23 protein-coding genes are annotated in these 25,538 nt (G+C 72.2%); 10 read left to right on the top strand and 13 right to left on the bottom strand.

The features are described from left to right. Positions 1-15: 15 nt before the first annotated feature. Together ACIA8N_RS12605 and ACIA8N_RS12600 are read left to right on the top strand one after the other, a co-directional pair. The gene (locus ACIA8N_RS12605; protein ID WP_399416240.1) at positions 16-297 is read left to right on the top strand and encodes a BON domain-containing protein; all 282 of its coding nucleotides are present in this window, start codon (positions 16-18) and stop codon (positions 295-297) included. Positions 298-302: 5 nt separating this feature from the next. Beyond that, the gene (locus ACIA8N_RS12600) at positions 303-962 is read left to right on the top strand and encodes a DUF4389 domain-containing protein (RefSeq protein ID WP_365780218.1); all 660 of its coding nucleotides are present in this window, start codon (positions 303-305) and stop codon (positions 960-962) included. Here the strand turns inward: ACIA8N_RS12600 and ACIA8N_RS12595 are convergent. The 6 genes from ACIA8N_RS12595 to ACIA8N_RS12570 all read right to left on the bottom strand — a co-directional run bounded on the left by ACIA8N_RS12595 (position 923) and on the right by ACIA8N_RS12570 (position 9,673). After that, positions 923-3,631, bottom strand: a complete 2,709-nt coding sequence (locus ACIA8N_RS12595) for a cation-transporting P-type ATPase (protein ID WP_365780217.1) — start codon at positions 3,629-3,631, stop codon at positions 923-925. The two genes, ACIA8N_RS12600 and ACIA8N_RS12595, sit on opposite strands and share 40 nt — an antisense overlap. After that, on the bottom strand, positions 3,624-4,766 hold the full coding sequence (locus ACIA8N_RS12590; protein ID WP_365780216.1) for a flavodoxin domain-containing protein: 1,143 nt from the start codon (positions 4,764-4,766) through the stop codon (positions 3,624-3,626). Before ACIA8N_RS12590 ends, ACIA8N_RS12595 begins: the two co-directional genes overlap by 8 nt. Continuing rightward, positions 4,763-5,221, bottom strand: a complete 459-nt coding sequence (locus tag ACIA8N_RS12585; RefSeq protein WP_365780215.1) for an Hsp20/alpha crystallin family protein — start codon at positions 5,219-5,221, stop codon at positions 4,763-4,765. The genes ACIA8N_RS12590 and ACIA8N_RS12585 overlap by 4 nt, the downstream gene beginning before the upstream one ends. A gap of 217 nt (positions 5,222-5,438) precedes the next feature. Next, on the bottom strand, positions 5,439-5,852 hold the full coding sequence (locus tag ACIA8N_RS12580; RefSeq protein ID WP_365780214.1) for a CBS domain-containing protein: 414 nt from the start codon (positions 5,850-5,852) through the stop codon (positions 5,439-5,441). Positions 5,853-6,095: 243 nt separating this feature from the next. After that, positions 6,096-8,498, bottom strand: coding sequence for a phosphoenolpyruvate synthase (ppsA, locus tag ACIA8N_RS12575; protein WP_365780213.1), 2,403 nt, complete (start codon positions 8,496-8,498; stop codon positions 6,096-6,098). Between the two features lie 269 nt (positions 8,499-8,767). Then, complete coding sequence (locus ACIA8N_RS12570; protein WP_365780212.1) at positions 8,768-9,673, bottom strand: universal stress protein; 906 nt, start codon at positions 9,671-9,673, stop codon at positions 8,768-8,770. 223 nt (positions 9,674-9,896) lie between these two features. Between ACIA8N_RS12570 and ACIA8N_RS12565 the strand changes: the two genes are divergently transcribed. Further along, on the top strand, positions 9,897-10,754 hold the full coding sequence (locus tag ACIA8N_RS12565; RefSeq protein WP_365780211.1) for a universal stress protein: 858 nt from the start codon (positions 9,897-9,899) through the stop codon (positions 10,752-10,754). 186 nt (positions 10,755-10,940) lie between these two features. After that, positions 10,941-11,231 carry a hypothetical protein gene (locus tag ACIA8N_RS12560; RefSeq protein WP_365780210.1) on the top strand — a complete coding sequence of 97 codons (291 nt, stop codon included), beginning with the start codon at positions 10,941-10,943 and terminating at the stop codon, positions 11,229-11,231. A gap of 34 nt (positions 11,232-11,265) precedes the next feature. On the opposite strand, the gene ACIA8N_RS12555 is transcribed toward ACIA8N_RS12560, so the two are convergent. From ACIA8N_RS12555 to ACIA8N_RS12540, 4 genes are all read right to left on the bottom strand, one after another. Continuing rightward, positions 11,266-11,991: a hypothetical protein gene (locus ACIA8N_RS12555; protein WP_365780209.1), complete on the bottom strand. Its 726-nt coding sequence runs from the start codon at positions 11,989-11,991 to the stop codon at positions 11,266-11,268. 82 nt (positions 11,992-12,073) lie between these two features. Continuing rightward, on the bottom strand, positions 12,074-12,802 hold the full coding sequence (locus ACIA8N_RS12550; protein ID WP_365780208.1) for a pyridoxamine 5'-phosphate oxidase family protein: 729 nt from the start codon (positions 12,800-12,802) through the stop codon (positions 12,074-12,076). Continuing rightward, positions 12,802-13,701, bottom strand: a complete 900-nt coding sequence (locus ACIA8N_RS12545) for a universal stress protein (protein WP_365780207.1) — start codon at positions 13,699-13,701, stop codon at positions 12,802-12,804. The genes ACIA8N_RS12550 and ACIA8N_RS12545 overlap by 1 nt, the downstream gene beginning before the upstream one ends. A 189-nt stretch (positions 13,702-13,890) precedes the next feature. Next, complete coding sequence (locus tag ACIA8N_RS12540) at positions 13,891-14,109, bottom strand: DUF1918 domain-containing protein (RefSeq protein ID WP_399416232.1); 219 nt, start codon at positions 14,107-14,109, stop codon at positions 13,891-13,893. A 249-nt stretch (positions 14,110-14,358) separates the two neighbouring features. On the opposite strand from ACIA8N_RS12540, the gene ACIA8N_RS12535 reads away from it, so the two are divergent. The 4 genes from ACIA8N_RS12535 (at position 14,359) to ACIA8N_RS12520 (ending at position 18,518) form a co-directional block, all read left to right on the top strand. Continuing rightward, positions 14,359-15,036: a CBS domain-containing protein gene (locus ACIA8N_RS12535; RefSeq protein WP_365780206.1), complete on the top strand. Its 678-nt coding sequence runs from the start codon at positions 14,359-14,361 to the stop codon at positions 15,034-15,036. Continuing rightward, entirely contained in the window at positions 15,033-16,835 is a 1,803-nt protein-coding gene (gene acsA, locus ACIA8N_RS12530) for an acetate--CoA ligase (protein WP_365780205.1), read from the top strand. Before ACIA8N_RS12535 ends, acsA begins: the two co-directional genes overlap by 4 nt. Before the next feature lie 151 nt (positions 16,836-16,986). Continuing rightward, positions 16,987-17,667: a CBS domain-containing protein gene (locus tag ACIA8N_RS12525; protein ID WP_365780204.1), complete on the top strand. Its 681-nt coding sequence runs from the start codon at positions 16,987-16,989 to the stop codon at positions 17,665-17,667. Beyond that, positions 17,664-18,518, top strand: a complete 855-nt coding sequence (locus tag ACIA8N_RS12520; RefSeq protein ID WP_365780203.1) for a universal stress protein — start codon at positions 17,664-17,666, stop codon at positions 18,516-18,518. The genes ACIA8N_RS12525 and ACIA8N_RS12520 overlap by 4 nt, the downstream gene beginning before the upstream one ends. Before the next feature lie 12 nt (positions 18,519-18,530). On the opposite strand, the gene fdhF is transcribed toward ACIA8N_RS12520, so the two are convergent. From fdhF to ACIA8N_RS12505, 3 genes are read right to left on the bottom strand one after another with little or no spacing between them, the layout of a single operon-like run. Further along, on the bottom strand, positions 18,531-21,224 hold the full coding sequence (gene fdhF / locus ACIA8N_RS12515) for a formate dehydrogenase subunit alpha (RefSeq protein ID WP_365780202.1): 2,694 nt from the start codon (positions 21,222-21,224) through the stop codon (positions 18,531-18,533). Next, complete coding sequence (locus ACIA8N_RS12510) at positions 21,221-22,915, bottom strand: NAD(P)H-dependent oxidoreductase subunit E (RefSeq protein ID WP_365780201.1); 1,695 nt, start codon at positions 22,913-22,915, stop codon at positions 21,221-21,223. The genes fdhF and ACIA8N_RS12510 overlap by 4 nt, the downstream gene beginning before the upstream one ends. A gap of 52 nt (positions 22,916-22,967) precedes the next feature. After that, the gene (locus ACIA8N_RS12505; RefSeq protein WP_365780369.1) at positions 22,968-23,225 is read right to left on the bottom strand and encodes an SHOCT domain-containing protein; all 258 of its coding nucleotides are present in this window, start codon (positions 23,223-23,225) and stop codon (positions 22,968-22,970) included. Between the two features lie 290 nt (positions 23,226-23,515). Between ACIA8N_RS12505 and ACIA8N_RS12500 the strand changes: the two genes are divergently transcribed. Next, positions 23,516-24,676: an MFS transporter gene (locus ACIA8N_RS12500; protein WP_365780200.1), complete on the top strand. Its 1,161-nt coding sequence runs from the start codon at positions 23,516-23,518 to the stop codon at positions 24,674-24,676. A 122-nt stretch (positions 24,677-24,798) separates the two neighbouring features. Continuing rightward, positions 24,799-25,536, top strand: a complete 738-nt coding sequence (locus ACIA8N_RS12495) for an ABC transporter ATP-binding protein (protein WP_399416228.1) — start codon at positions 24,799-24,801, stop codon at positions 25,534-25,536. The last annotated feature ends 2 nt before the right edge of the window (positions 25,537-25,538 follow it).

Raw genomic sequence — 25,538 nt, 5'->3', positions numbered from 1 at the left:
GGAAGGAGACGGGCGATGAGGCACCGCAGCGTCGCGGATCTGATGACACCCACGGCGGTCAGCGTCGTCCCGGGCACGACGTTCAAGGAGATCGTCGAGGACGTGGTCACCCACACCCTGAGGCTGAGCCCGCCCGCCTTGTCGGTCGAGGTAGCCGACGGCCGGGTCACCCTCAGTGGCACGGTGCGGCGCCGCAGCCTCGTGCCCGTGCTCCTCAGGCTCTGCAACAGCGTCGACGGCGTCGTGGGGGTCGTCGACCGGCTCACGTACGAAGACGACGACCTATCGAGGAAGTGACGACCATGAACACCGCGAGCGTCCCGCATACTCCCGTCGTGGTGACAGCGGAACTGGACAGCCGGCTGTCCCGTTGGCTGTGGCTGGTCAAATGGATCCTGGTGATCCCCCACTGGATCGTGCTGATCTTCCTCTGGGTCGCCTTCCTCTTCGTGACGGTGATCGCGTTCTTCGCCATCCTCTTCACCGAGCGCTTCCCCCGGGGCCTCTTCGACTTCAACCTCGGCGTGCTCCGCTGGTCCTGGCGCGTGTCGTACTACTCGTACGGCGCCCTCGGCACGGACCGCTACCCGCCCTTCAGCCTGGGCCGGGAGCCGGACTATCCGGCCCGGCTCGACATCGCCTACCCGGAGCGCCTCTCGCGCTCGCTCGTCCTGGTCAAGTGGTGGCTGCTCGCCATCCCCCACTATCTGATCCTCGCGTTCCTCACCGGCGGTATGCGGGCCGGCTGGTGGAGCGGCGGTCTGATCACCCTGCTGACCCTCATCGCGGGCTTCGCCGTAGCCTTCACCGAGCGGTATCCGCGCGACCTCTTCGCGCTGATCGTCGGCCTGAACCGCTGGGTCCTGCGCGTCGCGGCCTACGCGAGCCTCATGACGGACGCCTACCCGCCCTTCCGTCTCGATCAGGGTGGCGGGGAACCGTCGGCGGACGAGGTTCGCTGACGGCGCCGCCTGGCACGCCGCAGCTCGTCCGTGCCCCATACCAGGACCGGGAACGTCGCGATGAGCAGGACGACGTCCAGGGGCAGGGCGGCCGTACCGAAGAGGTGCTGGAGCGGGGGCGCGTAGACGAGGGCGGCGGTGAACGCGAGCTCGAAGGCGATACCGGCGAGCAGCAGCGGATTCGAGAACAGTCCGATGTCGCGCAGTGCCGCGTGGTCGGTGCGGGCCGCGAGGGCCGTGCCGACCTGGCAGGTGACGATGCCGGCGAACGTGGCCGTCGTGGCCGTCACGTAGGCGTGGTGCAAGGGGCTGCCCGTGCCCGTGGGATCCCCCGGCTGCCAGCCCGCGCGCCACAGCACGTAGAAGTAGCCCGCCATGACGAGGGCCGCCGACACCAGGCCCAGGTAGCCCCAGCTCCTGATGAGCATGTCCCGGGAGATCACGCCCTGGTGCCGTGGCCGGGGCGGCCGCTGCATGATGCCGGGCTCGGAGCGTTCCCGGCCGAGGGCGAGGGCGGGCAGCGTCTCGGTGCCGAGGTCGATGGCGAGGATCTGCAGCACGGTGAGGGGAAGCGGTACGGCGCCGGCGGAGAGCGCGAAGACGAGGAAGGGCACGATCTCCGGGGTCGCGTGGGCGAAGATGTAGACGATGAACTTGCGTACGTTGTCGTAGACGCGGCGCCCGGATTCGACCGCGGTCACGATGGTGGCGAAGTCGTCGTCGGTGAGCACCATGGTGGCGGCCTCGCGGGCCACGTCGGTGCCGGAGCGTCCCATGGCCACCCCGATGTGCGCGCGGTGCAGAGCGGGGGCGTCGTTGACCCCGTCGCCGGTCATGGCCACGATCCGGCCGTGGGCCCGCAGAGTGTCGGCCACCTTGAGCTTCGTCTCGGGCGAGGAGCGGGCGAAGACGATCTCGGCGTCGCCCTCGACGAGGAGCCGGTCGAGCTCGTCGTCGCCCAGCGACTCGGAGGCCGCGACCACGTGCAGACGGGGCACTCCAATGCCGACCTCACGGGCGACGGCCGCGGCCGTCGCACCGTTGTCGCCCGTCACCACGTGTACCCGGATGCCGGCCTCGTGGCAGCGGCGGACGGCCTCCGCCACCTCGGGGCGAGGCGGGTCGTACAGCCCGACCAGACCGAGCAGCGTCAGGTCCGATTCGGCGTCCTGACGGCGCGACGGCGGCTCCGCGCCCGGCGGCAGGTCACGTACGGCGACGGCGAGGACCCGCATGCCGCCCTGGGCCAGCTCCTCCGCAGCCGAGCGGGCAGCGTCCGTGGCGGAGTCGGGCAGGGCCCGGGGCAGAACCGCTTCAGGCGCCCCCTTGGCAACGATCCGCAGGTGACCCGTCGCCTCGGCGTCCTGCACGACCGACATGAGACGCAGTCGCGGATCGAAGCGGAACAGTCTGCGGCGTCCCGCGTCGCGCCGGGTGAGATCCACCGGCGCCCCGTGGTCGGCGGCCCCGGCGACGAGGCATGCCTCGGTCGGGTCACCGTGCAGCTCTCCCTCCTTCTCCCGGGTGACGGTGGTACACAGAGCACTCGCGCGCACCAGCTCCTGCGCCCAGGGGCCGGGTTCCGTTCCGTGTTCCGCCGTCCAGAGAGCTCTCAGACGCATGCGATTGCGGGTCAGCGTGCCGGTCTTGTCCGTGCAGATGACGTTCGTGGATCCGAGCGTCTCGACGGCGCTCAGCCTCTTCACCAGAGCACCCTCGCGGGCCAGCGCGCGGACTCCGACGGCGAGGGCCAACGTGATGGTCGGAAGCAGTCCTTCGGGGACGTTGGCGACGAGGAGCCCGATGGCGAACGTGAGGGAGTCGGTCACCGGCAGTCCGACGGCCACCCCCAGGCCCAGGAACACGGCCCCCACGCCGGTGGCGACGCCGGCGATGAGCCAGGCGACCTTCTTGACCTGCCGTTCCAACGGGCTCGCCTCGCGCCGGGTGCGCTGGCTGAGGGCGGCGATCCGGCCGATCTCGGTGTGGTCACCGGTGGCGAACACGACGGCCCGGGCCTGCCCCTCGACGCACGTCGTCCCGCTGAAGACGAGATTCGGCTCCTCCAGCAACGGGGCACCGAGGAGCCCGGCCGCGTCCATGCGTTCGGCGGGCACGGACTCCCCCGTGAGCATCGACAGATCGACTTCCACCCCGCCTTGGGTGACGCGCGCGTCGGCGGGGACCTTGTCGCCCTCCTCCAGGGGGATCACGTCGCCCGGCACCAGGTCGCGGGCCTCCACGGTGAGCGGCCGGCCGTCACGTACGGCGAGGGCGTGCTCGGGCAGATAGCGCGCGAGGGTCTCCACCGCACGCTCGGCCTGGCGTTCCTGGAGCAGCGCGAAGGCGGCGTTGACGGCGATGACCGCCAGGATCGCCCAGCCGAGCACCCCGAGGTCCGCGACGAAGGCCAGCGCGGCGGCGGCCCAGAGCAGCAGGGCGAGGGGGTGGACCAGCTGCCCGACCAGCTCGCGTGCAAAGGAGGAGCGGGCCTTGCGCCTGACCTCGTTCGGACCGTGGACGGCGATTCGTCGGGCGGCTTCGCGAGCGGACAGCCCGTCCGGTCCGGTGTCGAGTTCCCGACGCAGCCTGGGCAGGGGCTCGCTGGGGTCGAAGGGCAGTGCCTCGGTGTGCGTGGCGGCCCGCTCCGCGGCTCCGCGGTCACTCATCGTCGCCCCCTGGAGCGCTTCCCCGGCGGAGCCGACCGGACCACACGGGTTCGACCTGTTCCCACTCCTTTTCCCAGACCGCGAGCCGGCGCGCCTGGGTCCGCCGTCGTACGAGGACGAGAGCGCCGGCCCCGATCGCTCCGACGGCGACAGTGGCGACGCTTCCGCCCGAGAGTGAGGTCATTGCGCGGTCGGCGGCGCTCCCCGGCGGTCGGGCGGGGGTGCCGGTGTCATCCACCCAGATCGGCAGCGTGCGGCCCTGTGGCGTTCGGGGAGGGACGTGGATGGTGCCGGACCGACGCACGTTGTCGGGCTGTTCCCACACGGCGGGTGCGACGGACCTCGGCGGCGCTCCGTACCGGGTCGCCACGGGCGGGTCCTTGGCCGGTCCGGTGGTGGTCGCCTGCACCCGGTGGCGGTGGGCGGCGAGCTCACGGTCGGCCTTGGCTCCGGCGTTCCACAGGCTCCCGGCGGCAACGGCGCCGCATATCAGCGCGATCATCAGGACGAGGGTCAGGGCGGCGCGCCCCCCGGGTCCCCTCCCGGACGGCGTGCCGCGCGGGTCCGGCGCCTTGTGGTGGTCCATGTCGCACCTCCGGATGGAGTCGCCTGCCGGACGGGCCGGCGACGCCTTCAGCGCGCGGGGCCGATTTCGGATCCGATGTGGTGGGCCCACGCCTGGATCCGTTGCGGGTTGCGGAAGTCTCCGCCCTTGCCGTGGCGGACCAGGGACCGGCTGATACGACCCGGTCTCGGCGGTCACGGCGCCCCCGAAGGTGACGTGCTCCCGGGCACCGAGCTTCTTCATCCGGCGGGCGACACCGTGTACAGGCGGGATGTCGTGCTGCTCGGCGGAACTGTCGACGGGGCCGCTGCTGAACAGCCAGACGGGGCGATGGCGGAGCTGTTCGGCGTTGCGCCGGGCGCACCGTCGCGCCTTTCCGTTCCAGTGCCCCGCGTAGAGGGCTCCGCCGAGGACGACTCCGTCGTAGCCGCTCACGTCGGTGACGGTGTCTGCCGGCAGGACGACGGCCTCGAAGCCGTCGGCCTGGAGCGTCCGGCCGATCTCGTCGGCGATCCCCCTGGTCGCGCCGTGCTTGCTGCCGTAGGCGACGAGGACTCGCTTGGGGTTCATGGCGTGGCTCCTTCGGGCGGAGTACCGCCTCGCTTCACCGGGATGGTGCGAGCGGCGCTGGTCTCCTCCTCGGGCATCGGGACCCGGACGGTGAGGATGCCGTCCGCGTACGACGCCTCGACGTCGTCGGCCGGGATCGTGCCCGGGAGGCGCACGGTCCTGCGGAACGATCCGTAGCGGAACTCCGAGTGCTCCGCGTCCTCCTTGCGATCGCCGTGCTCCGCGCTCACCGTGAGGAGGTTGTCGTCGACGGTGATGCTGATGTCGTTGTCGGGGTCCATTCCCGGGAGTTCGGCCCGCAGGACGTACATGCCGTCACCGCTGGTCACCTCCACCGGAATGGAGTGGGCAGCCGTCGCGGGTCGCCACCCGGGCAGCCCCGGAAACTCCCGGTTGAACCAGTCGTTGAAGTCGGGGAAGAAGCTGTGCCTGCGTTCCGCCTTGCCTCTGGCCATTGTTCTGCTCCTCCTGTACGGGGCCCAGGACGGTCGCCGTGGACCCGAGTCGGTGCGGACGGCGGCGGATCGGGTCACGGGGCCCGGTCCGACTCCGTAGTCCCATCGTCCGCCCGCGAGGTCGTGCGGCGCAGCGTCCGGAGGGGCCGTCCGTCGGGGCCGACCGGGCCGCACCAGGAAGGACCGACCGGCCCATGGCGCCACGGTTCCGGTGCTGTCAGCGGCAGATCTCCTCGACGAAGTGGCCCACCCGTTCCTCCGGCAGGTGCCGCGCCAGGTCCGCCTCACTGATCATGCCGACCAGGCGGTGGTCGTCGATCACGGGCACGCGGCGGATGCGGTGGTCCTGCATCGTGCGGAGCACCTCTTCGCTGTCGGCGCCCGCGTCCACGGTGACCGGCTTGCCCTGGGCGAGGTGCCCGGCCGTCATTCGTTGGGGGTCCTTGCCCTTGGCGAGGCACTTCACCACGATGTCCCGGTCGGTGATGATGCCGTGCAGCCGGTCGTCCGGCCCGCAGATGGGCAGGGCGCCGACATCCAGTTCGCTCATGCGGCGTGCGGCGTCCAGCAGGCTCTCGGTCTCCTGCACGCAGCTCGCACCGGTGTGCATGATTTCCCTTGCGGTCGTCATGGCCGCCTCCTCCTTTCAGGCCCCCCCCTGCTCGCGATCCGGCCGGTTCGCCGGTGGTTCACAGGAAGAGCGTCGACACCCTGACGGTGTGTACCGGGCGCTTGGGACGCCCGTTCGCCCTCTCGGCGGACGGCTGGTGGTTCCCGGGGCGGCCACGCCTGGTGTCCGTGGCCGCCTGTCGACCGAACTCGGCCGACAGGCCGGTGTCCCGGGCGACTCGGTTCCGTGTCTTCCTGGGCATGGTCACTCCTCCCTTCGTCCGGCGCCGCTCTCGGGCGTCGCCTCCGCGCGGGCCACGTGCCGTTTGACGGCTGCGAAGCTGTCGGGCGCCACGGAGATGGAGTCGAGGCCCGCGTCGACGAGGATCGCGGTGAACGCCGGATCGTCGCTGGGCCGCTGCCCGCACAGTCCGACAGGGCGGCCGGCGGCGTGGGCGCGGTCGGCGAGGACCTGGATGCTGCGGACGACCGCGGGGTCGCGCTCGTCGAAGACGTGGGCGAGGGCTTCGGAGTCGCGGTCGACGCCGAGGGTGAGCTGGGTGAGGTCGTTGCTGCCGATCGAGAACCCGTCGAAGCGCTCCGCGAAGTCCTGGGCGAGGATGATGTTGGCCGGTATCTCCGCCATGACGTGGACGCGCAGGCCGTTCTCGGCCCGTACGAGACCCTCCTCCGCCATCACCGCAAGCACCTGGTCCGCTTCTCCGAGGGTCCGGCAGAAGGGGATCATGACGACGACGTTCGTCAGTCCCATCTCCTCACGGACCCGGCGCAGCGCACGGCATTCGAGGGCGAATCCCTCGCGGTAGCCGTCGCTGTAATAGCGGCTCGCACCGCGCCAGCCGATCATGGGGTTGGCCTCGTCGGGTTCGAAGGGCCGACCGCCGAGGAGTTTGGCGTACTCGTTGGTCTTGAAGTCACTGGTGCGTACGACGACGGGTGCGGGCCAGCGGGAGGCGGCGATCCTGGCGATGCCTTGGGCCAGGCGCTCGACGAAGTACTGTCCGCGGTCGAGGTAGCCCTCGGTGAGCCGTTCGATCACATGACGGTCCTGCCGATCGAGCCGCTCCGGGTGCAGCAGGGCCATCGGGTGGACCTTCACCTGGTGGGCGACGATGAACTCGAGACGCGCGAGGCCCACTCCGTCGGCGGGGAGCCGCCACCAGCGGAACGCGGCAGAGGGGTCGGCCAGGTTCAGCATCACCCGGGTGCGCGTCGCGGGCAGCTCCGAGAGGTCGGTCAGGATCTCCTCGTACGCGAGGAGGCCGTCGTGGACCCGGCCGTGCTCTCCTTCGGCGCACGACACGGTCACCAGCCTGCCGCCCTGCAGCAGCCGGGTGCCGTCGCCGGTTCCGACGACGGCGGGAACGCCGAGCTCGCGGCTGACGATGGCCGCGTGCGACGTACGTCCGCCGTGGTCGGTGACGATCGCCGAAGCCCTCTTCATGACCGGTTCCCAGTCGGGGTCGGTGACCCGGGTGACGAGCACCCCGCCCTGCGGGAAGCGGTCGAGGTCGACGGGTGCGTCGAGGGCGACGACGGGGCCCTGGCCGATGGCGTCGCCGACCGCGATGCCCTCCACGAGGGGTTCGCCGGGGACGACGGTCAGCCGGCAGCGGCGCAGGGTCGTGGGCCGCCGGCGGGACTGCACGGTCTCGGGGCGCGCCTGGACGATCCAGAGGTCGCCGGTGAGGCCGTCCTTGGCCCACTCGATGTCCATCGGGCAGCCGTAGTGTTCCTCGATGGCGGCCGCCCACGCGGCGAGCCCACGGATCTCCGCGTCGGCGAGGACCCGTTGGTTCCGCTCGGCGTCGGGGGTGTCGACCGTGCGGGTCAGCCCGGTGTCCGCGTACACGGTCTTCAGCCGCTTGCCGCCGATCCGCACATCGATCACGGGGTCCAGAGCGGGGTCCTTCATGCTGGGCTTGAACACCGTGTACTCGTCGGGGTCGACCTGGCCGCTGACGACGGTCTCGCCCAGGCCCCAGGCGGCGCTCACCACGATCACCTCGGGGAAGCCGCTCTCCGGGTCGAGGGTGAAGGCGACCCCGGCCCCGGCGGGGTCGGAGCGGACCATGAGCTGGACGCCGACGGAGAGGGCGACGGCGAGGTGGTCGAAGCCCATCCGCTCGCGGTAGTCGATCGCCCGGTCGGTGAACAGAGAGGCGTAGCAACGCCCGCACGCCTCCAGGAGCGCATCGGTACCACGGACGTTCAGGAATGTCTCCTGCTGCCCGGCGAAGCTCGCCTCGGGCAGGTCTTCGGCCGTCGCGCTGCTGCGCACGGCCACCTCGGGCGCCTCCCGGCCGCTCTCCGCGGCCAGCCGCTCGTACGCGCTCAGGATGGCGTCCCGCAGAGGTGGTGGCAGTGGCCGCGCGAGGAAGGAGGAACGGATGGCCGCCCCGACCTCGTCGAGCGGGATCCCCTGGTGCAGGCGGTTGATCCGGTCCTCGACCGACGCGCGCAGTCCGCGGTCGGCCAGAAGTTCGTCGTACGCCTCGGCGGTGGTGGCGAAGCCCGGCGGTACGCGTATGCCCGCTGCGCCGAGCCGGTTGGTCATCTCTCCCAGCGAGGCGTTCTTGCCTCCCACCCGGCCGACATCCGACCGGCCCAGCTCCGTGAACGGCAGGACGCGTCGCGTCGGTTCCATGACATCCTCCGTGACTCTCGGGCTTCCTCAGTAGGGAAGCGGTCGCCCGGCCGGGGTGCGCAGATCGAGGGGGCCCGGCCTGCGGGGCTGTCGGGGCCGGGGACTGATCCGGATGCGCTGCATGGTGCTCACCTCTCCGGGGAACGTGCGGACGGACCGGTGTCGTCCTCTCGGCCCGGTGCACCCGCCGGCACCCTGGGGGACGGCGACGTCCGGCTGCCTCGCCAGGGCCGGCCGCTTCCGGGGGCCGGTTCCGGGCGGTGTCTCGTTCACGTCTCCTCGACCCGGGTGGCGAAGGCGGGTGGCACGATTTCCACCGGGCAGTGTGCGTGGTGCAGCAGGACGTGGGCGACGCGCCCCAGGGACGGGCCCCCGCCCAGGACACGGTGCTCTCTGCCCATCACCAACAGATCGGTGTGGGCACTCGCCTCCACCAGGATCCCGGGCGTGCTCGTGCCCGTCTCGACGTGATGGCTGACGATGAGCCCGGGGTAGAAGTCACGCACGCGGTCGGCGAGCGCCTTGATCTCGTGCACGCGCTGCCGCGCGATCTCGTCGAGGTCGTCCAGCATGGTCGCGACGGTGCCGACGTGGGTGAGCACGTTCCAGACGCTCACCAGGCGCAGCACCGCCTTGCGGGCGTCCGCCTCGGCTGCCGCGACGAGCAGCCAGCCGACATCCGAGGCGCCGTGCACGGCGGCCGTCACCGAGCCCGCCTCGGGGCGGTCCCCGTCACCGCGGACGACGATGACGGGCGCCTCGGCGCGGGCTGCCACTCCCATGCCGACGGATCCGAGCATGAGGGTCGCGAACCCGCCGAGCCCCCGGTTGCCCACCACGATCGTGCCCCGGTGGTCCGCGGCCGCCCGCAAAGCGGCGACCGGCTCCTTGCGGCTCAGTTCCTTTGACAAAACGAGGTCCGGGAAACGCTCCTGGACCGTGCTCGCGGTCTCGATCAGCAGGTCGCGGCCCGCTTCGCGTACCGCCTGGACCGTCTCGGCGTTGGCGAAGAGGGCCCGGCGGTCGGTGTCGGCGGCGTGCACGAGACGCAGGTGCCGGCCCCGTCGGTCCGCCTCGGCGGCGGCCCAGAGCACGGCCGTACGCCCGGAGGGTGACCCGTCGACTCCCACGACGACGTCGCCGAGCTCCGGTCGGGCTGGGGTCTCGCTGGTCATGGTTCCTCCTCCGGGGTACGCCCGGGCTCGGGACACGTCCCGAGGGGCGACACCTCCCACGCTGACACCGTGGCGGCCGCCCGGGGATGGGCCGTTCGGCCCCCATCGAGACCTGCCCGGCCCTGCTGCCGGGCGGCGCGGGACGACCAGCCTGAAGTTCGGGACGTCCTCTCCCATCCGGACCATGGACGGAACGGAGAGGGCACGACTGAGGAGGCGCGTCATGACGGCCCAGGTCACCGTCGGTCTGGACGGCTCGCAGGAAAGCCTCGCCGCCGTGGGTTGGGCGGCCAGGGCAGCGGTGTTGCACGAAGTTCCCCTCCGGCTGGTGCACGTGGAGGAATGGCCGAGCACCCCTGAGGTGCCTCTGTCCCACACCCGCACCATGGCCGACCGGGCCGAGAGCCTCCTGCGGGACGAGGCGGAGCGCGTGCGGCAGGACCATCCCGGCCTCGAAGTGGTCACGGAGCGTGCGCCTGGCCGGGCGGCCGAGGAACTGACGGCCGCCGCGAACGACGCGGACCTGACGGTCCTCGGTTCGCGAGGTCTCGGTGGCCTGCGCGGCTTCATCGTCGGCTCGGTCTCCCTTGCCGTCGTCGGCGCGGCGCGTCGGCCGGTCGTCCTCGTGCGCGCGGAGGACGGCCACGTCGCTCCCGGAGGCGGGATCGTGGCGGGTGTCGCCGTCTCCCACCCGTGCCAGGACCTGCTCGCGTTCTCGTTCACGGAGGCTGCCCGCAGGGGTACGCCCCTGCGGTTCCTGCACAGCTGGCCGCTGCCTGTCTCGTACGGCTACGCGGCCGGCATCGACCCGGGGATCGGCGAGGAACTGGGCAGCCACCTCAAGGGGGAACTGGACGACCTGCTGGAGCCGTGGCGCAAGCGGTACGCGGGGGTGGACGTGGCGACCGATGTGGTGATGGGCTCGGCCGCGTACCAGCTGGTCGAGGCGGCACAGACGGCACGCCTCGTCATCGTGGGACGCCGGAGCCGGAGAATCCCCGTCGGCACGCGTCTCGGCCATGTCGCCCACGCGGTGATCCATCACAGCCCCGCGCCGGTAGCCGTCGTCCCCTTGGCATGAGCGGCTGCCCGGGCCGTCTCGCTCACTCCGGTCGCGTCGGTGTGCTGCCCGCTTCGGGCAGCGGCGCGGGGTGCCAGCGGCGCAGGCGGGAGGCGTTGGTGACGACGGACGGGAGGGACAGGGCCATGGCGGCCGCGGCGATGATCGGGCTGAGGCGGACGCCCCACAGGGGGTAGGGGGCGGGCGTTGTCGCCGGTGAGCACCCGAATGCTCCGTGACGGTGTCGGCGACGGCGAGCACACCGGCGGGCCGACCGTCGACCGCGACGAGGACGGCCGTCTTGCCCTCGGCGGCGAAGTCCGAGGCGACGGCGTCGAGAGGGGAGGTGTCGACCCCGGTGTCGTGAAGGAGGCGGGAGGTCCCGACCAGGAGGGTGTGGCCGTCGGCCGTGGCACGGATGCCCTTGCCGGTGACCGAGTCGAAGCCGGTCGTGGTGGGCGGCCGGACCCCGCGGTCACGGGCGCCCGCGACTCGTGATCGCCCTGTCTGGCGTGTCCCTCCGAGACTCGGCCTACGCGGACTGCAACTCGCGAACCCGGGCGCGGAAGACGCGCCAGCGTCGCTCGTTGTCGTGCACCAGTGTCGCCGACTCCACCAGGAGATCGGCCGCCCGGTCCAGCAGCTCGGAAGCCGAATAGAGGTAGGCAGGGGCCGTCCTCTTGCCGCCCAGGTCGGCCCGCAGCGCCACCGGAGCGAAGTCGACAGTGTCCAGCAGGTCAAGGGCACGTCGCAGCAGTCGCGCGACCAGGGCCTGCAGACCCGCCGACTGCCAGTCGTTGGCGATGATCCGGTGCCGCTCTCCGAGCAGGTCGGCCAGCGCGGGGTAGGCAGCCAGGCCCCCGGCCGTTTCCCACGCTTGCTCCATCGCCCCGGCCAGCCAGACACCCGTCTGCTCAAGGTCGCCCGCCAGCAGCCCGACCTCACGCTTCAGCCTCTGCAGTTCGGCCGGCTCGCCCTCCCCTTCCATGAAGAGAATCCCCGACTCCGCGACGAGCCCGGGGGCGTTCAAGTCCTCCGCGCCGACGAACGCGATCGCCGGCGCATGCTCACCCACGCCGATCACGCTCCACCGGTCGGCAAGAGTCTTCAGAGCCCGAGACCGCGCCTGCAGCTCGCCGGACTGCCGCAATGGCGCCTGTGCGTAGTACTCCTCATGCTCACGATGGAACCGCGCGAGATTGTCGATCAACTGCAACAGCGACTCAGGTGGGCTGAGCTGCGCCTCGTCCTCGGCCATGTCGGCAGTGTGCACCAAGCTCCCTGCGTCAGACGTCCGGGCACGCCCACCGCAGGTGATACAGGCCCGCCCGGCACAGAGATCACTGCCGGGACGACCCATGGCCTGAAGCCCCGGACGGTGTGCCGGGCGCGCCCGGCACCCGGATGCGGCGGCCGGTCACCCTGCGCGGCGAGAGCGCCACGATGGTGTCGCGCCCTGCCCCGGCCCACGGCTTCGAGTGGCCGGCGTCCGTGATCCTCCGCAGCACCGCGTCTTCCTCCGACACCATGCGCACCGGACCGACGAGGAGCACGCTCCAGCCCTGGCTGAAGGCCTCGTCCAGGCGGTCCTCCTCGAAGGCGACTTCCGCACCGGCCGCACCGGCGCGCGCGAGGGACGAGTCCGCGGCGGTCATGAAGGCGATCTCCCCTCGGACGACCTCGTAGTTCACGGGGATCACGATCAGCCCGTCCGACCCTTCGAGGGCGACCCGGCCGACGCCGTGGCCGTCGAGCAGCTCCCAGCACTCGGCCTCGCCGATCTCCTCCATCCGTGCCTGGTACCCGGCACGGGGCGTGCCCGGCGAGAGGTCCGTCGTGTATCCGGTGAGTTCCTGGACGGTGGTCTCCAGGGCGTTCGCGAGCCTGACCAGAAATTCGATTCCCGGGGTGGGCACCCGCTCCTCCACATAGGCGATGTAGCCGGGCGTGGAGCCGGCGCGTTCCGCCACGTCCTCCCGGGACAGACCGAGTTGATTGCGCCTGGCCGCGACGCGGCGGCCGAGGTCGGTCTTGGCATGCGACTCATGCCTGTCATCGGCCTGGTTCATCACTGCTCTCCTTCCGTGTTCTCGAGACGCCGCTGGGGTACGACGGCGACCGGACACACGGAGTGGTGCAGGGCCCGGTGGGCGACCCTGCCCAGCTCCAGACCGACGAGCCCGTCCCTGCGACGGGCCCCGACCACCAGCAGGTCGGCTGCGGCGGTGCGCTCGGTCAGCACTCGGTGGGCAGGTCCCTCGGCGGTGCTCCTGCGCAGGCGTACCCCAGGATGTTCGGACGCCGATGCCTCAAGGGCCTTGTCGAGCAGGTCGGAAGCCCCTTCCGAGAAGTAGGCCGCCCCGGAGCGTCTCATCAGCAGGTGGTCGGCCGGCTCGTGGGCCGGCCGCCGCCAGGTGTGGACGACGTCGAGTTCCGCGTCCCGGACCGCTGCCTCACGGAAGGCGAACCGCACGGCCGGTGAGTCCAGGTCGTGGTCTCCGACGCCGAGCAGGACGCGCCCGTGGCGTGCCTCCAGGGCATGCCGGTCCCCCCGGACGACGACGACCGGGCAGTGGGCCCGTGCGGCCACGATCAGGCCGACGGATCCGAGCAGGAGATCGGCGAACCCGCCGCGCCCCCGGGATCCGACGACGAGGATCGTGTCCTCCCGCCCCTCCCTGAGCAGCGCGGTGGACGCGTCCTCGGCCAGGACGTCCGTGGTGAGGGGAAGCCCTGGTGCGCGGCGCCGGGCGCGCTCGGCCGCGGTGCCGACGATGTTCTCGGCGAGGATCTGGCCCGAGGGCCGGTCCGTGACCCAGGGAGGAACGACTCCTTCGTACCGTTCCCACAGGGACGCATGGACGATCCGCAGGGGACGCCCGTGCCGTACGGCTTCGTCGACTGCCCAGTCCAGGGCCGTGAGGCTGGCGTCGGACCCGTCGACTCCTACGACCAGGGGCGATTCCATCGTGCCCACCGCCTTTCCGCTTCGTGTGGTGGCCTGCTGCCACGCTCGCACCGGGCTGGAGGGGCCGGGTAGGGCCGGTCGGTCCCGGTCACGGCCCCGCTCGGGCCACGGGGAGAGGCGACACGGCGGGAGGAGGGACCCGTAGGGCGGGTGGCCCGCGTGGTGTCCGAGGCGACGCGGCGGCGGAGTTCACGACCGCGTGGTGGCCTTCGTGTCGTGCGGCGGGAAGTGGTGCACCCGCGCGTCCGGGCCCGGGAACACCTCGGTGACCCGGCCCGTGTCCGACCAACGGACGTCGAACGGCGGAGTGCCGTCCTCATGGTGCAGTCCGACGATCTCACCGTCACGCCCTTCGTCCCCGACCGTGGCACCGCCCACGATCAGCCGGTCGCCGACGCGAGCCCACATACCGGAGTGGGGCTCCTCCTGGCCTTGCCGTGATCCTGTCGCGGTCATGGTGTTCGCCTCCCGGCCCGAGCGCCCGGCCGCGGCCCTCCCGAGACCCACGCTCTCGCCTTCCAGCGTGCGTCTCGCCCGGCCGGCCGCCATAGGGGCGAACAGTCCCGGAAGGGGACCATTCGGCACTGCCCCGACATGGCGTTCGCGCAGGAGGGTGGGATCTACCAGGGCCGCCGCGCCCTGTGAAGGAGGACCGTCATGCAGCACCGCACGGTTTTCGAAGTGATGACCCACGACGTGGTCACCGCCGCCCCGCAGACCCCCTTCAAGCAGATCGCCCGGCTCTTCGCCGACCACGACGTCTCCGCGGTCCCGGTCGTCGATCCCGACCGACGCCTGCTCGGCGTCGTCTCGGAGGCCGACCTGCTGCGTGCCACCGCCGAGCTCCCCGACCTGGAGGGCCGTTCGGCGGGCGTCCGGTTTCTGTCCCGGGAGCGAGGGCTGCCCGACGCGGAGACGGCCGCCCAGCTGATGACCTCGCCGGCCATCACGGCGCAGCCGAACTGGAATCTCGTCGAGACGGCCCGGACGATGCACCGCAAGGGCGTGAAACGGCTGCCCGTCACCGACGAGACCGGCCGGCTCGTCGGGATCATCAGCCGCGCCGACCTGCTGCGGCCCTTCCTTCGCGGTGACACCGCGATCCGTGACGAGATCGAGCACGACGTCCTGGGCGAGACTCTGCGCCTCGCCCCGGACACGATCCGTGTGACCGTCGACGACGGGGTCGTCACCCTGACCGGCCGGGTCGACGAGCGCGCCGACGTCCCCGTGATCATGCGGCTGTGCCGCTCGGTCGACGGAGTGGTCGCCCTGCACGAATCGATCGAGTACGCCTACGACAACCTCGCGCTCGACGTGGAGCCACCGCGATGAACGCCCTGTGGGTGGCACCGGTCATGCCCGACTACGACAGCGCCCGGGCCACGTTCTCCTGGCGACGCGAGCGGTCCCGGCTCGCCGGGCTGCCGGACGGCGGCATCAACATCGGGTACGAGGCGGTCGACCGGCACCTGCGCGAGGGCCACGGCGACCGCGTCGCGCTGCGATGCGTCGCCCGCGACGGATCCGTGTCGACGACGTCCTTCGCCCGGCTCGCGGTCGCGAGCTCTCGCTTCGCGCATGTGCTGGAGACGCTCGGCGTGGAACGCGGCCAGCGGGTGTTCACCCTGCTCGGCCGTCGGCCCGAGCTGTACGGCACCGTCCTCGGAACGCTGCGTGCCGGACGAGTCCTGTGCCCTCTGTTCACCGCATTCGGTCCCGAGCCGGTCGCCCTGCGACTGGAGCTGGGCAACGCCCGGGCGCTGGTCACGACCCGGGAGCTGTACGAGCGCAAGGTGGCCCCGGTACGGTCCCGGCTTCCGCACCTGCGGCACGTCCTGCTCCTCGACCCCGGGGCCGACCCGCCCCCGGCCACCCTCTCCTTCCCCGCACTCGCGGACGCCGCGCCGGACGCGTACACGGTGGGACCGACCGATCCGTCGGAGCCGGCACTGCTGCACTTCACCAGCGGCACGACGGGCACCCCCAAGGGCGCGGTACACGTGCACGAGGCGGTCGTCGCCCATCACGTCACCGCCGCCTACGCCCTGGACCTGCACGAGGGCGACGTCTTCTGGTGCACCGCCGACCCCGGCTGGGTCACCGGAATGTCGTACGGCATCATCGCTCCGCTCACCCTCGGTGTGACGACCGTCGTCGACGAGGGGGACTTCGCCCCCGCTCGCTGGTACGGGATCCTCGCCGACCAGCGCGTCACCGTCTGGTACACGGCCCCGACCGCGCTCCGCATGCTCATGCGGGCCGCACCGCGCGGCGGCGACCGGATGCCCGCCGCACGCCACGACCTCTCGTCGCTCCGGTTCGTCGCGAGCGTCGGCGAGCCGCTGAACCCCGAGGCCGTGCACTGGGGCCGCGAGGCGCTCGGGCTTCCGGTGCACGACACCTGGTGGCAGACCGAGACCGGTGCGATCATGATCGCCAACTTCGCGGCCGATCCGGTGCGGCCCGGTTCGATGGGCCGGCCGCTTCCGGGTGTCGAGGCCGCCGTTCTGGCGTGCGGCGACGACGGCCGGGCCGCGGTCACCGGCGGTCACGTGCGGATCCTCCAGGAGCCGGGTGCCCACGGCGAGCTCGCCCTGCGGGCGGGCTGGCCGTCGATGTTCCGCGGCTACCTCCACGAGCCGCACCGTTACGAGGCGTCCTTCGCGGACGGGTGGTACCTGACCGGCGACCTCGTCAGCCGCGACGCCGACGGCTGGTACTGGTTCGCGGGCCGCGCCGACGACCTCATCAAGTCCGCGGGGCACCTCATCGGGCCCTTCGAGGTGGAGAGCGCCCTCATGGAGCATCCGGCGGTCGCCGAGGCCGGTGTCATCGGACGCCCCGATCCGTTGGCCGGTGCGATCGTCAAGGCGTTCGTGCTGCCGCGCCCCGAGTATCCGCCCGACACCGAGCTGCGTCGCGACATGCTGGCGTTCGCGCGTCGGCGCCTGGGCCCGGCCGTCGCCCCCCGGGAGATCGAGTTCGTCGAGAGTCTGCCCCACACCCGCAGCGGAAAGGTGATGCGCCGTCTGCTGCGGGCCCGCGAACTGGGCCTGCCCGAGGGCGATGTGTCGACGCTCGAGACACCCGACCCGGCCGGGCACTCCGGGCACTCCGGGAAGGAGCCGTGATGGCCACCGCACACGGCGGCGAGCCGCCGCAGGAGCGCGGGACGGGGTCGCGGTTCCACCACTGGCACATCCGGCCGCTGGCACCACCACCCGGCTGCGCCGCTCGCCTGGTGGCCGAGGCGGATGCGCCCTCACACGGAAGGAGCGGATGATGCGTCATCGCAGGATCGGCGAACTGATGACCCGTGAAGTGGTCAGCGTGCGTGGTGATGCCCCGTTCAAGGAGATCGCCCAGGTGCTGTCACAGCAGCGCGTGACGGCGGTGCCGGTGGTGGACGGCCTGAACCGGGTGATCGGGGTGGTGTCGGAAGGGGATCTGCTGCGCAAGACGGCCGACCAGGCCGCCGGTCCCGGCGACCTGCCGACCGCACTCGGTGTCGAGGCCTGGGAGCGGGCGAAGGCCGAGGGGACGCGCGCCGAGGAGCTGATGTCCGCCCCCGCGGTGTGCGCCGGCCCCGACTGGACCGTGGCGGAGGCGGCCCGGCTGATGGAGGTCCAGGGTGTCAAGCGCCTCGTGGTCGTCGACGAAGAGGACCGGCTGGCGGGCATCGTGAGCCGCCGGGACCTCCTGGGCATCTTCCTCCGCCAGGACGACGACATCCGCCGGGAGATCGTCGAGGACGTGCTCGGTGACACTCTGCGTCTCGACGCGGCCTCGCTCACGGTCGACGTGCGTGACGGGCGGGTCGACCTCACGGGGAGGCTGCCGTTCCGCGGCATGATCCCGGCCGTCGAGCGCATGTGCGCGACGGTCGACGGAGTGGTCTCGGTCTCCTCGACCCGTCTCACCTACGACATCGACGACACCGGACAAGGAGGTGGACGATCATGACGCAGGGCATCGTGGTCGGCCTGGACGGCACGGATCAGGCGAACGCCGCCGCGCAGTGGGCGGCGCAGGAGGCGGTGCTGCGCGGTAGTGGGTTGCACCTGGTGCATGTGAGGGGAACGCCGCCGGAGGCCCTGCTGCCGTTCGCGGCGCGAGAGCCCGGCGAGCCATGGGCGGAGGACCTGCTCGCCCGCACGGCCGCTCAACTGCGCGATCGTCATCCGGGTCTGTCGGTGACCACGGTGCTGTTGCCGTCGGAGCCCGTGGGGAGCCTCGTCGCCACGGCCGATGAGGGCGAGCTGCTCGTCCTCGGCTCACGGGCGTTGAGCGGTGTGGCCGGATACCTGATCGGCTCGGTCGGGATGTCCGTCGCCGGTCTCGTCGCACGTCCGGTCGTCCTCGTACGGGCCCTCGACACGTCACCTTCGCAGGAAGCCATCGTGGTCGGCGTCGACCTGCGGCAACCCGTGGACACCGTTCTGGGCTTCGCCTTCGAGGAGGCGGCACGCCGGCTCGCCCGGGTGCGGGTCGTCTACGCCCAGCGGCTACCCGCTTACGCGACGCTCGGCCCTCCCATGGTCCCGGACATCCGGCTCACCGTCGGCCCCGAGATCCAGCGTTCGCTCGACGATCTCCTGGAACCCTGGCGGGCGAAGTTCCCCGACCTGACGGCGACCGGGCACGTGACGATCGGGTCGGCCGGCCAGGAGCTGGTGCAGGCCGCTCGGGACGCGGCTCTCGTGGTGATCGGCCGTCGAACCCCGGGGTCGACGCCGGGTACCCGCATCGGCAGCGTGGCCCACGCGGTGCTGCACCACAGTCGCTCGCCGGTCGCCCTCGTCCCCCACGACTGACCTCGGAGCCGGTCAGTCGCCGGACACCGTCGGCCGCAGCCGTACCGCCGTGACCTTGTACTCCGGACACGAGGTCACGGTGTCGGCGTGCTCCGAGGTGAGGGAGTTGACGCCGCTGGCCGGGAAGTGGAACGCGCAGAAGACCTGCCCGGCGGCGAGTTCCGTCCCGACACGGGCGACGAGTCGCGCCCGTCCATGACGGCTCTCGACGGTCACGGGAGTGCCGTCCCGCAGCCCGTAACGGGCCGCGTCCTCGGGGTGCAGGTCCAGGTGGTCGTACGCGTCGAGAAGGAGGTTGCCACCGTGCCGGGTCATGCTCCCGGAGTTGTAGTGGGCCCATCGGCGCCCCGTGACGAGGACCAGCGGATAGTCGTGGTCCGGCGCCTCGCCGGGCGGGAGATAGGGGGGCGCCGCCAGATGGGCGCGCCTGTCGGGCGTGGCGAACCCGTCGACGTACAAGGTGCCTTCGCCCGGCCGGTCCGGTGCTGGGCAGGGCCAGGGCACTGCCCCCTCCTGGTCGATCCGCTCGTGCGAGAGGCCGGCGAAGAGAGGCGTCACGCGTCCGCACTCGGCGAGAGCGGACGCCGGGGTGGGGCAGCCGAGGTCGGCACCGAGGGCGTCGGCCACGGCGTGCACGACCTCAAAGTCGGAGCGCGCCGTTCCGGGCGGAGCCACCGCTTGCCTCACCCGCTGGAAGCGGCGGTCGAAGTTGACGAAGGTCCCGTCCTTCTCCAGCCAGGAGGCCACGGGCAGGACGACATCGGCATGGCGGGCGGTCTCGCCGAGGAAGAGCTCGTTGACGACGACGAGCGGGCAGGCGTCGAGGGCCTCGGCGACGTGTCGGCTGTCGGGATCGGTCGCGCACACGTCTTCGCCGATGATCCACAGCGCGCGCAGCCGGCCCTCCCGAGCCGCCGCGAACATCTCGGGGATGCGCATGCCCGGCCGCTCGGGGACCGGTCGCCCCCACGCCGCCTCGGCGCGAGCGCGGGCCTCCGGGTCGATGACACGGCCATAGCCCGGCAGCAGATCGGGCAGGGCGCCCATGTCGGAGGCGCCCTGCACGTTGTTCTGGCCGCGAAGGGGGCTGATGCCGAACCCGCGGCCGGTGCCGCCGACGGCCCCGCGCAGGATGGGAAGATTCGCCAGGCTCCGGACGCCGTCGGTGCCGTGGAGGTGTTCGGTGACCCCGAGTCCGTACAGGACGGCCGGCCGCTCGGCGAGGCCGTAGAGCCGGGCGGCTCTCCTGATGTCGTCGGCGGGGACGCCGGTGATCTCGGCGACCCGTTCGGGCGGGTAGTCGGCCAGCAGCTCGGTGAGTTCGTCCAGTCCGGTGGCGCGGGCGCCGAGGAACTCAGGGTCGGTCATGCCTTCGTCGACGAGGACGTGGGCGAGACCGTGGAAGAGGGCGACGTTCGTACCGGGGCGGGGACGCAGGTGCACGTCGGCATGACGGGCGAGGCCCACGGCCCGGGGGTCGGCCACGACCAGGGAGGCACCCGCGAGTGCCCGCCTGAGGAGGCGGGCGCCGACGACGGGGTGGGCTTCGACGGGATTGGCGCCGACGACCAGGAGGCAGTCGGCGGTCTCGACGTCGTCGAAGGGATCGGTGCCCCCGGCACGTCCGAAGGAGGCGGTGAGTCCCGCGGCGGAGGGGGCATGGCAGAGGCGGGAGCAGTTGTCGACGTTGTTGGTGCCGATGACGGTCCGCAGGAACTTCTGGACGAGGTAGTTCTCCTCGTTGGTGGCACGGGCGGAGGAGATCGCGGCGACCGCGTCGGGGCCGCCGGCACGTACCGCGGCGCGCAGTCCGTCGGCGACCAGGGCGATCGCCTCGGTCCAACTCGCGGATCGAAGCGCTCCGTTCTCGCGGACCAGGGGCTCGGTGAGACGTGCGGCGGAGCCGAGGTACCCGTGGGCGAAGCGGCCCTTGACGCAGGCGTGGCCGCGGTTGACGGGCCCGTCCCGGGCTGGAAGCACCGCGGCGACACGGTCTTCGCGGACGACGACGTCGAGGGTGCAGCCGACTCCGCAGTAGCCGCAGGTGGTGCGCACGCGGTCCGTGGGGGTCTGCCGCGAGGTGAGGCCCTGACCGGGTCCCGGCTGTGTGATCGCCCCCGTGGGACAGGTGTCGACGCAGCCGCCGCAGGACACGCAGTCGGACTCGGCCCAGGGGCCGCCGGTTCCCGGTGCGACGACCGTGTCGGCACCGCGTCCGGTGAGGGTGAGCGCGAACGTGCCCTGGACGTCGGAGCACATCCGGACGCAGCGCCCGCAGGCGATGCACAGGTCACGGTCGAGATGGACGTACGGGTGGCTCTCGTCCCGCCCGCGCGTGGGGTCACCGGCCGCGATGTCCGCCGGGATCCCCAGGTCCCGGCACGCCTCGGCCAGTTCACTGTGCGCGCTGTCGCCGAGCGCGTGCGGCGGGAGCGCCGAGGCGATCAGAGCGACCGCGTCCCGGCGCAGATCGCGAACGGCCTCGTCGGCGGTGTCGACGGTGAGGCCCGGCGTCGCGGGCGTGACGCACGCGGCGACCGTCCGCCCGTCGGCGTGCACCAGGCAGGTCCGGCAGGAGCCCGCCGGCCGGAGACGGTCGTCGTGGCAGAGGGTGGGCAGGTCGGCTCCGGTGGCACGCACCGCGTCGAGCAGCGAGGCTCCGACGGGAACGTCGACCGCGATGCCATCGGCCTGGAGCCGGATCATCGGTCCCATCCTTCCAGGGACGGCCCGAAGGCGCGGGCCAGGCTTCGGACGGCGGCGGGGACACGGCGGCCGAAGGCGCAGAGGCTTGCCTCGCCCATCAGCTTCGCCAGACCTTCGTAGGTCTCCCCCGGCCCGTCCCGGCCCTGGGCGAGTTCGAGCCCCCGCCGGGTACCGACCCGGCAGGGCGAACACGCTCCGCAGCTCTCGTCGGCGGCGAACTCCCATACGTGCCGGAGGAGTGCGTACGGGTCGGTGCCGGTGTCGAAGGCGACCATGCCGGCATGTCCGAGGGCGGCACCCTGCCCGGCGAGCGCTGCCGTGGTGAGCGGAACGTCGAGCGCGTGCCCGGAGAGGAAACCACCCAGAGGGCCGCCGATCTGGAGGGCGACGAGCTGGCGGCCACCCTTGAGGCCACCGCCGAACCGGGTGACGATCTCGCCCACTGGAGTGCCGAGTTCGACCTCGTAGGCCCCGGGCCTGGCGAACCGCTCGGACAGGCAGACCAGTTCGGTGCCGGTCTCGTCCGGTACGCCGCGTCGGGCGTAGGACGCTCCGCCGTGGGCGACGATCCAGGGCAGGGCCGCCAGGGTCTCCACGTTGTTGACCACGGTCGGCTCGTCCCACAGGCCGTGGTCCGTGGGATAGGGGGGCCTGGGGCGCGCACAGCCGCGAGCGCCTTCGAGGCGGGCGATGAGGGCGGTCTCCTCGCCGGCGACATAGGAACCGGCTCCTTCGACGATCTCGACGAACGGCCGGGGACCGGCCGTCTCGGCCGAGAGGGCCAGGTCTCCCGTCCGCGTCGCGCTCTCGACCGCCCTGCGCAGCCGGGCCATGGCCTTCGGGTATTCGGAGCGCACCAGGACGGTCCCGCGCCGGGCGCCGCAGGCGAAGCAGGCCAGGGCGAGGCCCGTGAGGACCCGGTCGGGGTCCTCTTCCATGAGCAGTCGGTCGGCGTACGAGCCCGGGTCGCCCTCGTCCCCGTTGGCGACCACGACCGTCTCCCGCTTCCCTGCCGCCGCGGCCCACTTGGCCGCCACCGGGAATCCCGCGCCACCTCGACCGCGCAGCCCCGAGGCCGCGACCTCCTCCCGTACGTCCTCGGGCCGGAGGTCTGCCACCGCCCCGCGCCAGACGTCCCAGGCGCTCTGCCCTCCCACGATCCCGGCGAGCAGGACGGGCGCCCCGGTGGTGTCCGTCGCGGGAATGTCCGGCGCGCTCGGTTCCGCCTTCCCGCCGAGTTGGTCGCCCAGGTCCGGGCCCGTGCGGGGCAGGGTGCCGTCGAGGGCGGCCGGGCCCGCGTAGCAGTAGCCGAGGCAGTGCACGGTCTGCAGCGAGGTCGAACCCGTCTCGTCGACCGTGCCGGCCGCCACGCCGAGAGCGCGTTCGACCTCGTCCAGATGCTCCCCGCCCCGCGCGGCGAAGCATGCCGTCGCGGTGCACACCCGCACGTGCCGCTCGCCGCGCGGGGCGGCGAGATCGGCGAAGAAGGTGGCGGGACCGAGACCCGCGACGGCCGGCAGCCCGGCTGCCTCGGCGACTCGGGGAGCCCACGCCTCGGGGCTTTCGGCGGTGCCCGACCTGGCGCGTTCCAGCGCGGCGGGCAGCAGGCTCCCACGTCCTCCGTGCCGTTCGGTCAGCTCACGGAGCGCGTCAGGGCGTGGGCCCGGCTCCTCGGGCGTCCGACCGGTCATGCTCCCAGGGTGACCGGCCACGCTCCGGCCCGCATCCCGGCCGGTCATGGGCTCACGGTTCCGCGCTGCGCAGGGCGGTCAGGCGCCGGCGGTACTCCTCCTCGTCGATCTCACCGCGCGCCAGGCGTTCGCCGAGGATCTGCTCGGCCGAGGTGGCGGGCCGAGATCCCGGTGGGCGCCCCGAGGCGCGGTCCAGCGTGCGGAAGAGCATCACCGCGATGGTGATGAGAAGGCCCCAGAAGAGCACCATGCCGGCCGACATGGCGAACCAGCCCCATCCGTTCATGCCGTCGCCGTACCAGAACATCATCGCCACTCACGCTCCCGGCGGCCTGGCCTGCAGGAACGGGACGCCCCTGGCGCCGGCCCGTCCGCCATTCCACCCTGCCCGGCCCCGGGAGGCGCGCACAGGGCCGACCGGTCCCCGACCGGGGGCCGGACGGTCACAGATGGGAACACGTGGCCCATGGAGCCGCGGGCCCGGCGGCCGGAGAGTGGAACCGCACGGCTCACGCCGCCCACGCGCATCGCTGCCGGGAGGCCACCATGGTCCCGCATTCGGAAAGCCGGCCTGCCGCACGCACACCGCGCCCCGGGCATATGCTGCTCCTCGCCACAGCCGGGTTCACCCTCTGCTTCTGGGCATGGGCGCTGCTGGCCCCTCTCGGCCCACGGCTCCGGGACGAGCTGGACCTCAGCTCCTTCGAGCAGTCGCTGGTGGTCGCCGTTCCCGTGGTGGTCGGCGCGCTCGGACGGATCCCCGCAGGGGCGCTGACAGACCGCTGGGGGGCACGCCGGGTCTTCCCCTGTGTCGCGGGGCTGACGATCGTTCCTGTGCTGTACCTGGGGCATCTGGCCGACTCGTTGGCGGAGGTCCTCGCGGGCGGCTTCCTCCTCGGACTCGGGGGAACGGCCTTCGCCGTCGGCGTCCCGTTCGTCAACGCCTGGTATCCGCCGGCACGCAGGGGCGTCGCCCTCGGAATCTTCGGCATCGGCACCGGCGGGACGGCACTCTCGGCGTTCACCACCGTCCAGCTCGGCGATGCCGTCGGACGTTCCTTCCCCTTCGATCTCGTGGCCGGCTGCCTCGCCCTGTACGCCGCGGTGGCCTGGTTCCTGCTCAGGGACAGGCCGGACCGCGCGACGGCGGCGGGGTCGCTCCGCTCGCGGACGGCACTGGCCGTGCGTACGGCCGCCACATGGCAGCTGGCGTTCCTGTACGCCGTGTCCTTCGGCGGGTTCGTCGCCTTCAGCGTCTACCTGCCGACCTATCTCACCCGGGCCTTCGAGCTCAGCCGCTCCGACGCGGCACTGCGGACCGCTGGATTCGTCGTCCTCGCCGTGGCGATGCGGCCCGTGGGCGGCTGGCTGTCGGACCGTACCCGTCCCGTACCGGTGCTGACGGCCTCGTACGGGCTCGTCGCCGTGTGCGCCCTGGTCGCCTCGTTCGAGGCGGAGCTGATCCCCGTGGGAACGGCCGCCTTCCTGGGCATGGCCGCCGGCCTGGGAGCCGGGTCAGGGGCCGTCTTCGCGCTGGTCGCGCGTCTGGTTCCGGCAGAGCGCGTAGGCTCGGTGACCGGAGTGGTCGGAGCGGCGGGTGGGCTCGGGGGCTTCTTCCCGCCCCTCGTGATGGGAGCGGTCGTTAGTGCCACCGGCGACTACACCTGGGGATTCGTCCTCCTCGCCCTCACCGCGACGGGCGCGGGAGCGCTGGCCTCCACCGCTGTCCGACGACGCGCCCGGACGAGCGCGGACGCCTGACCAGGGCGGCGAACACGCTCGAAGCGGGCCTCCTCGTGACCTGACGATGGGACCCTTCGGCCCCCCTTCCGGGCCCGGGTGGCCGTAGCCTCTCGACCCTTCCGGAGGTTGGTATGGAAGGCATGAACACCGACCGGACACTCCTGGTCGCCACCGGAGTCCGCAAGATCTACCGGACGGGCTCCGTGGAGGTCACCGCCCTGCTCGACCTGGATCTCGTCGTACGCCACGGGGAGATGGTGGCGGTCATGGGACCGTCCGGTTCCGGAAAGACCACGCTCCTGAACTGCCTGTCCGGACTCGACGACATCGACGCCGGGCGGGTGGAGGTCGACGGCCACGACCTCTTCGCGATGCCGGACGCGGCGCGCACCGAGCACCGGGCCCACACCATGGGTTTCGTCTTCCAGGCGTTCAACCTCATACCGGTCTTCTCCGCGGTCGAGAACGTCGAACTGCCCCTGCTGCTCGTGGGCACCCGGCCGCGTGAAGCGCGTCGCAGGGCTCTGGACATGCTCGACCGGGTCGGCCTCGGCCACCGGGTCGAGCACCGGCCGAGCGAGATGTCCGGCGGTGAACAGCAGCGAGTGACCATCGCCCGCGCCCTGGCCGGACGCCCGGCCATCGTGTGGGCGGACGAACCCACCGGCAACCTCGACAGCGCGATGGCCGACCAGGTCATGGACCTGCTGTGCGAGCTCAACCAGGACGAGGACCAGACGATCGTCCTGGTCACCCACGACAGCGCCATCGGCGCCCGCGTCCCCCGACTGATCCGGATGCGTGACGGGCAGCTGGTCGACGACGTCCGCCAGGCCGTCGCCGCTCCCGCCGCGATCCGCGACTTCCCCACGGGCTGACC

Origin of the sequence: Streptomyces sp. NPDC051822, assembly GCF_044452745.1 — a bacterium.
GTDB lineage: Bacteria > Actinomycetota > Actinomycetes > Streptomycetales > Streptomycetaceae > Streptomyces.
The sequence above is the reverse complement of the archived record's forward strand: the minus strand, read 5'-3'. Positions and strand labels throughout refer to the sequence as shown.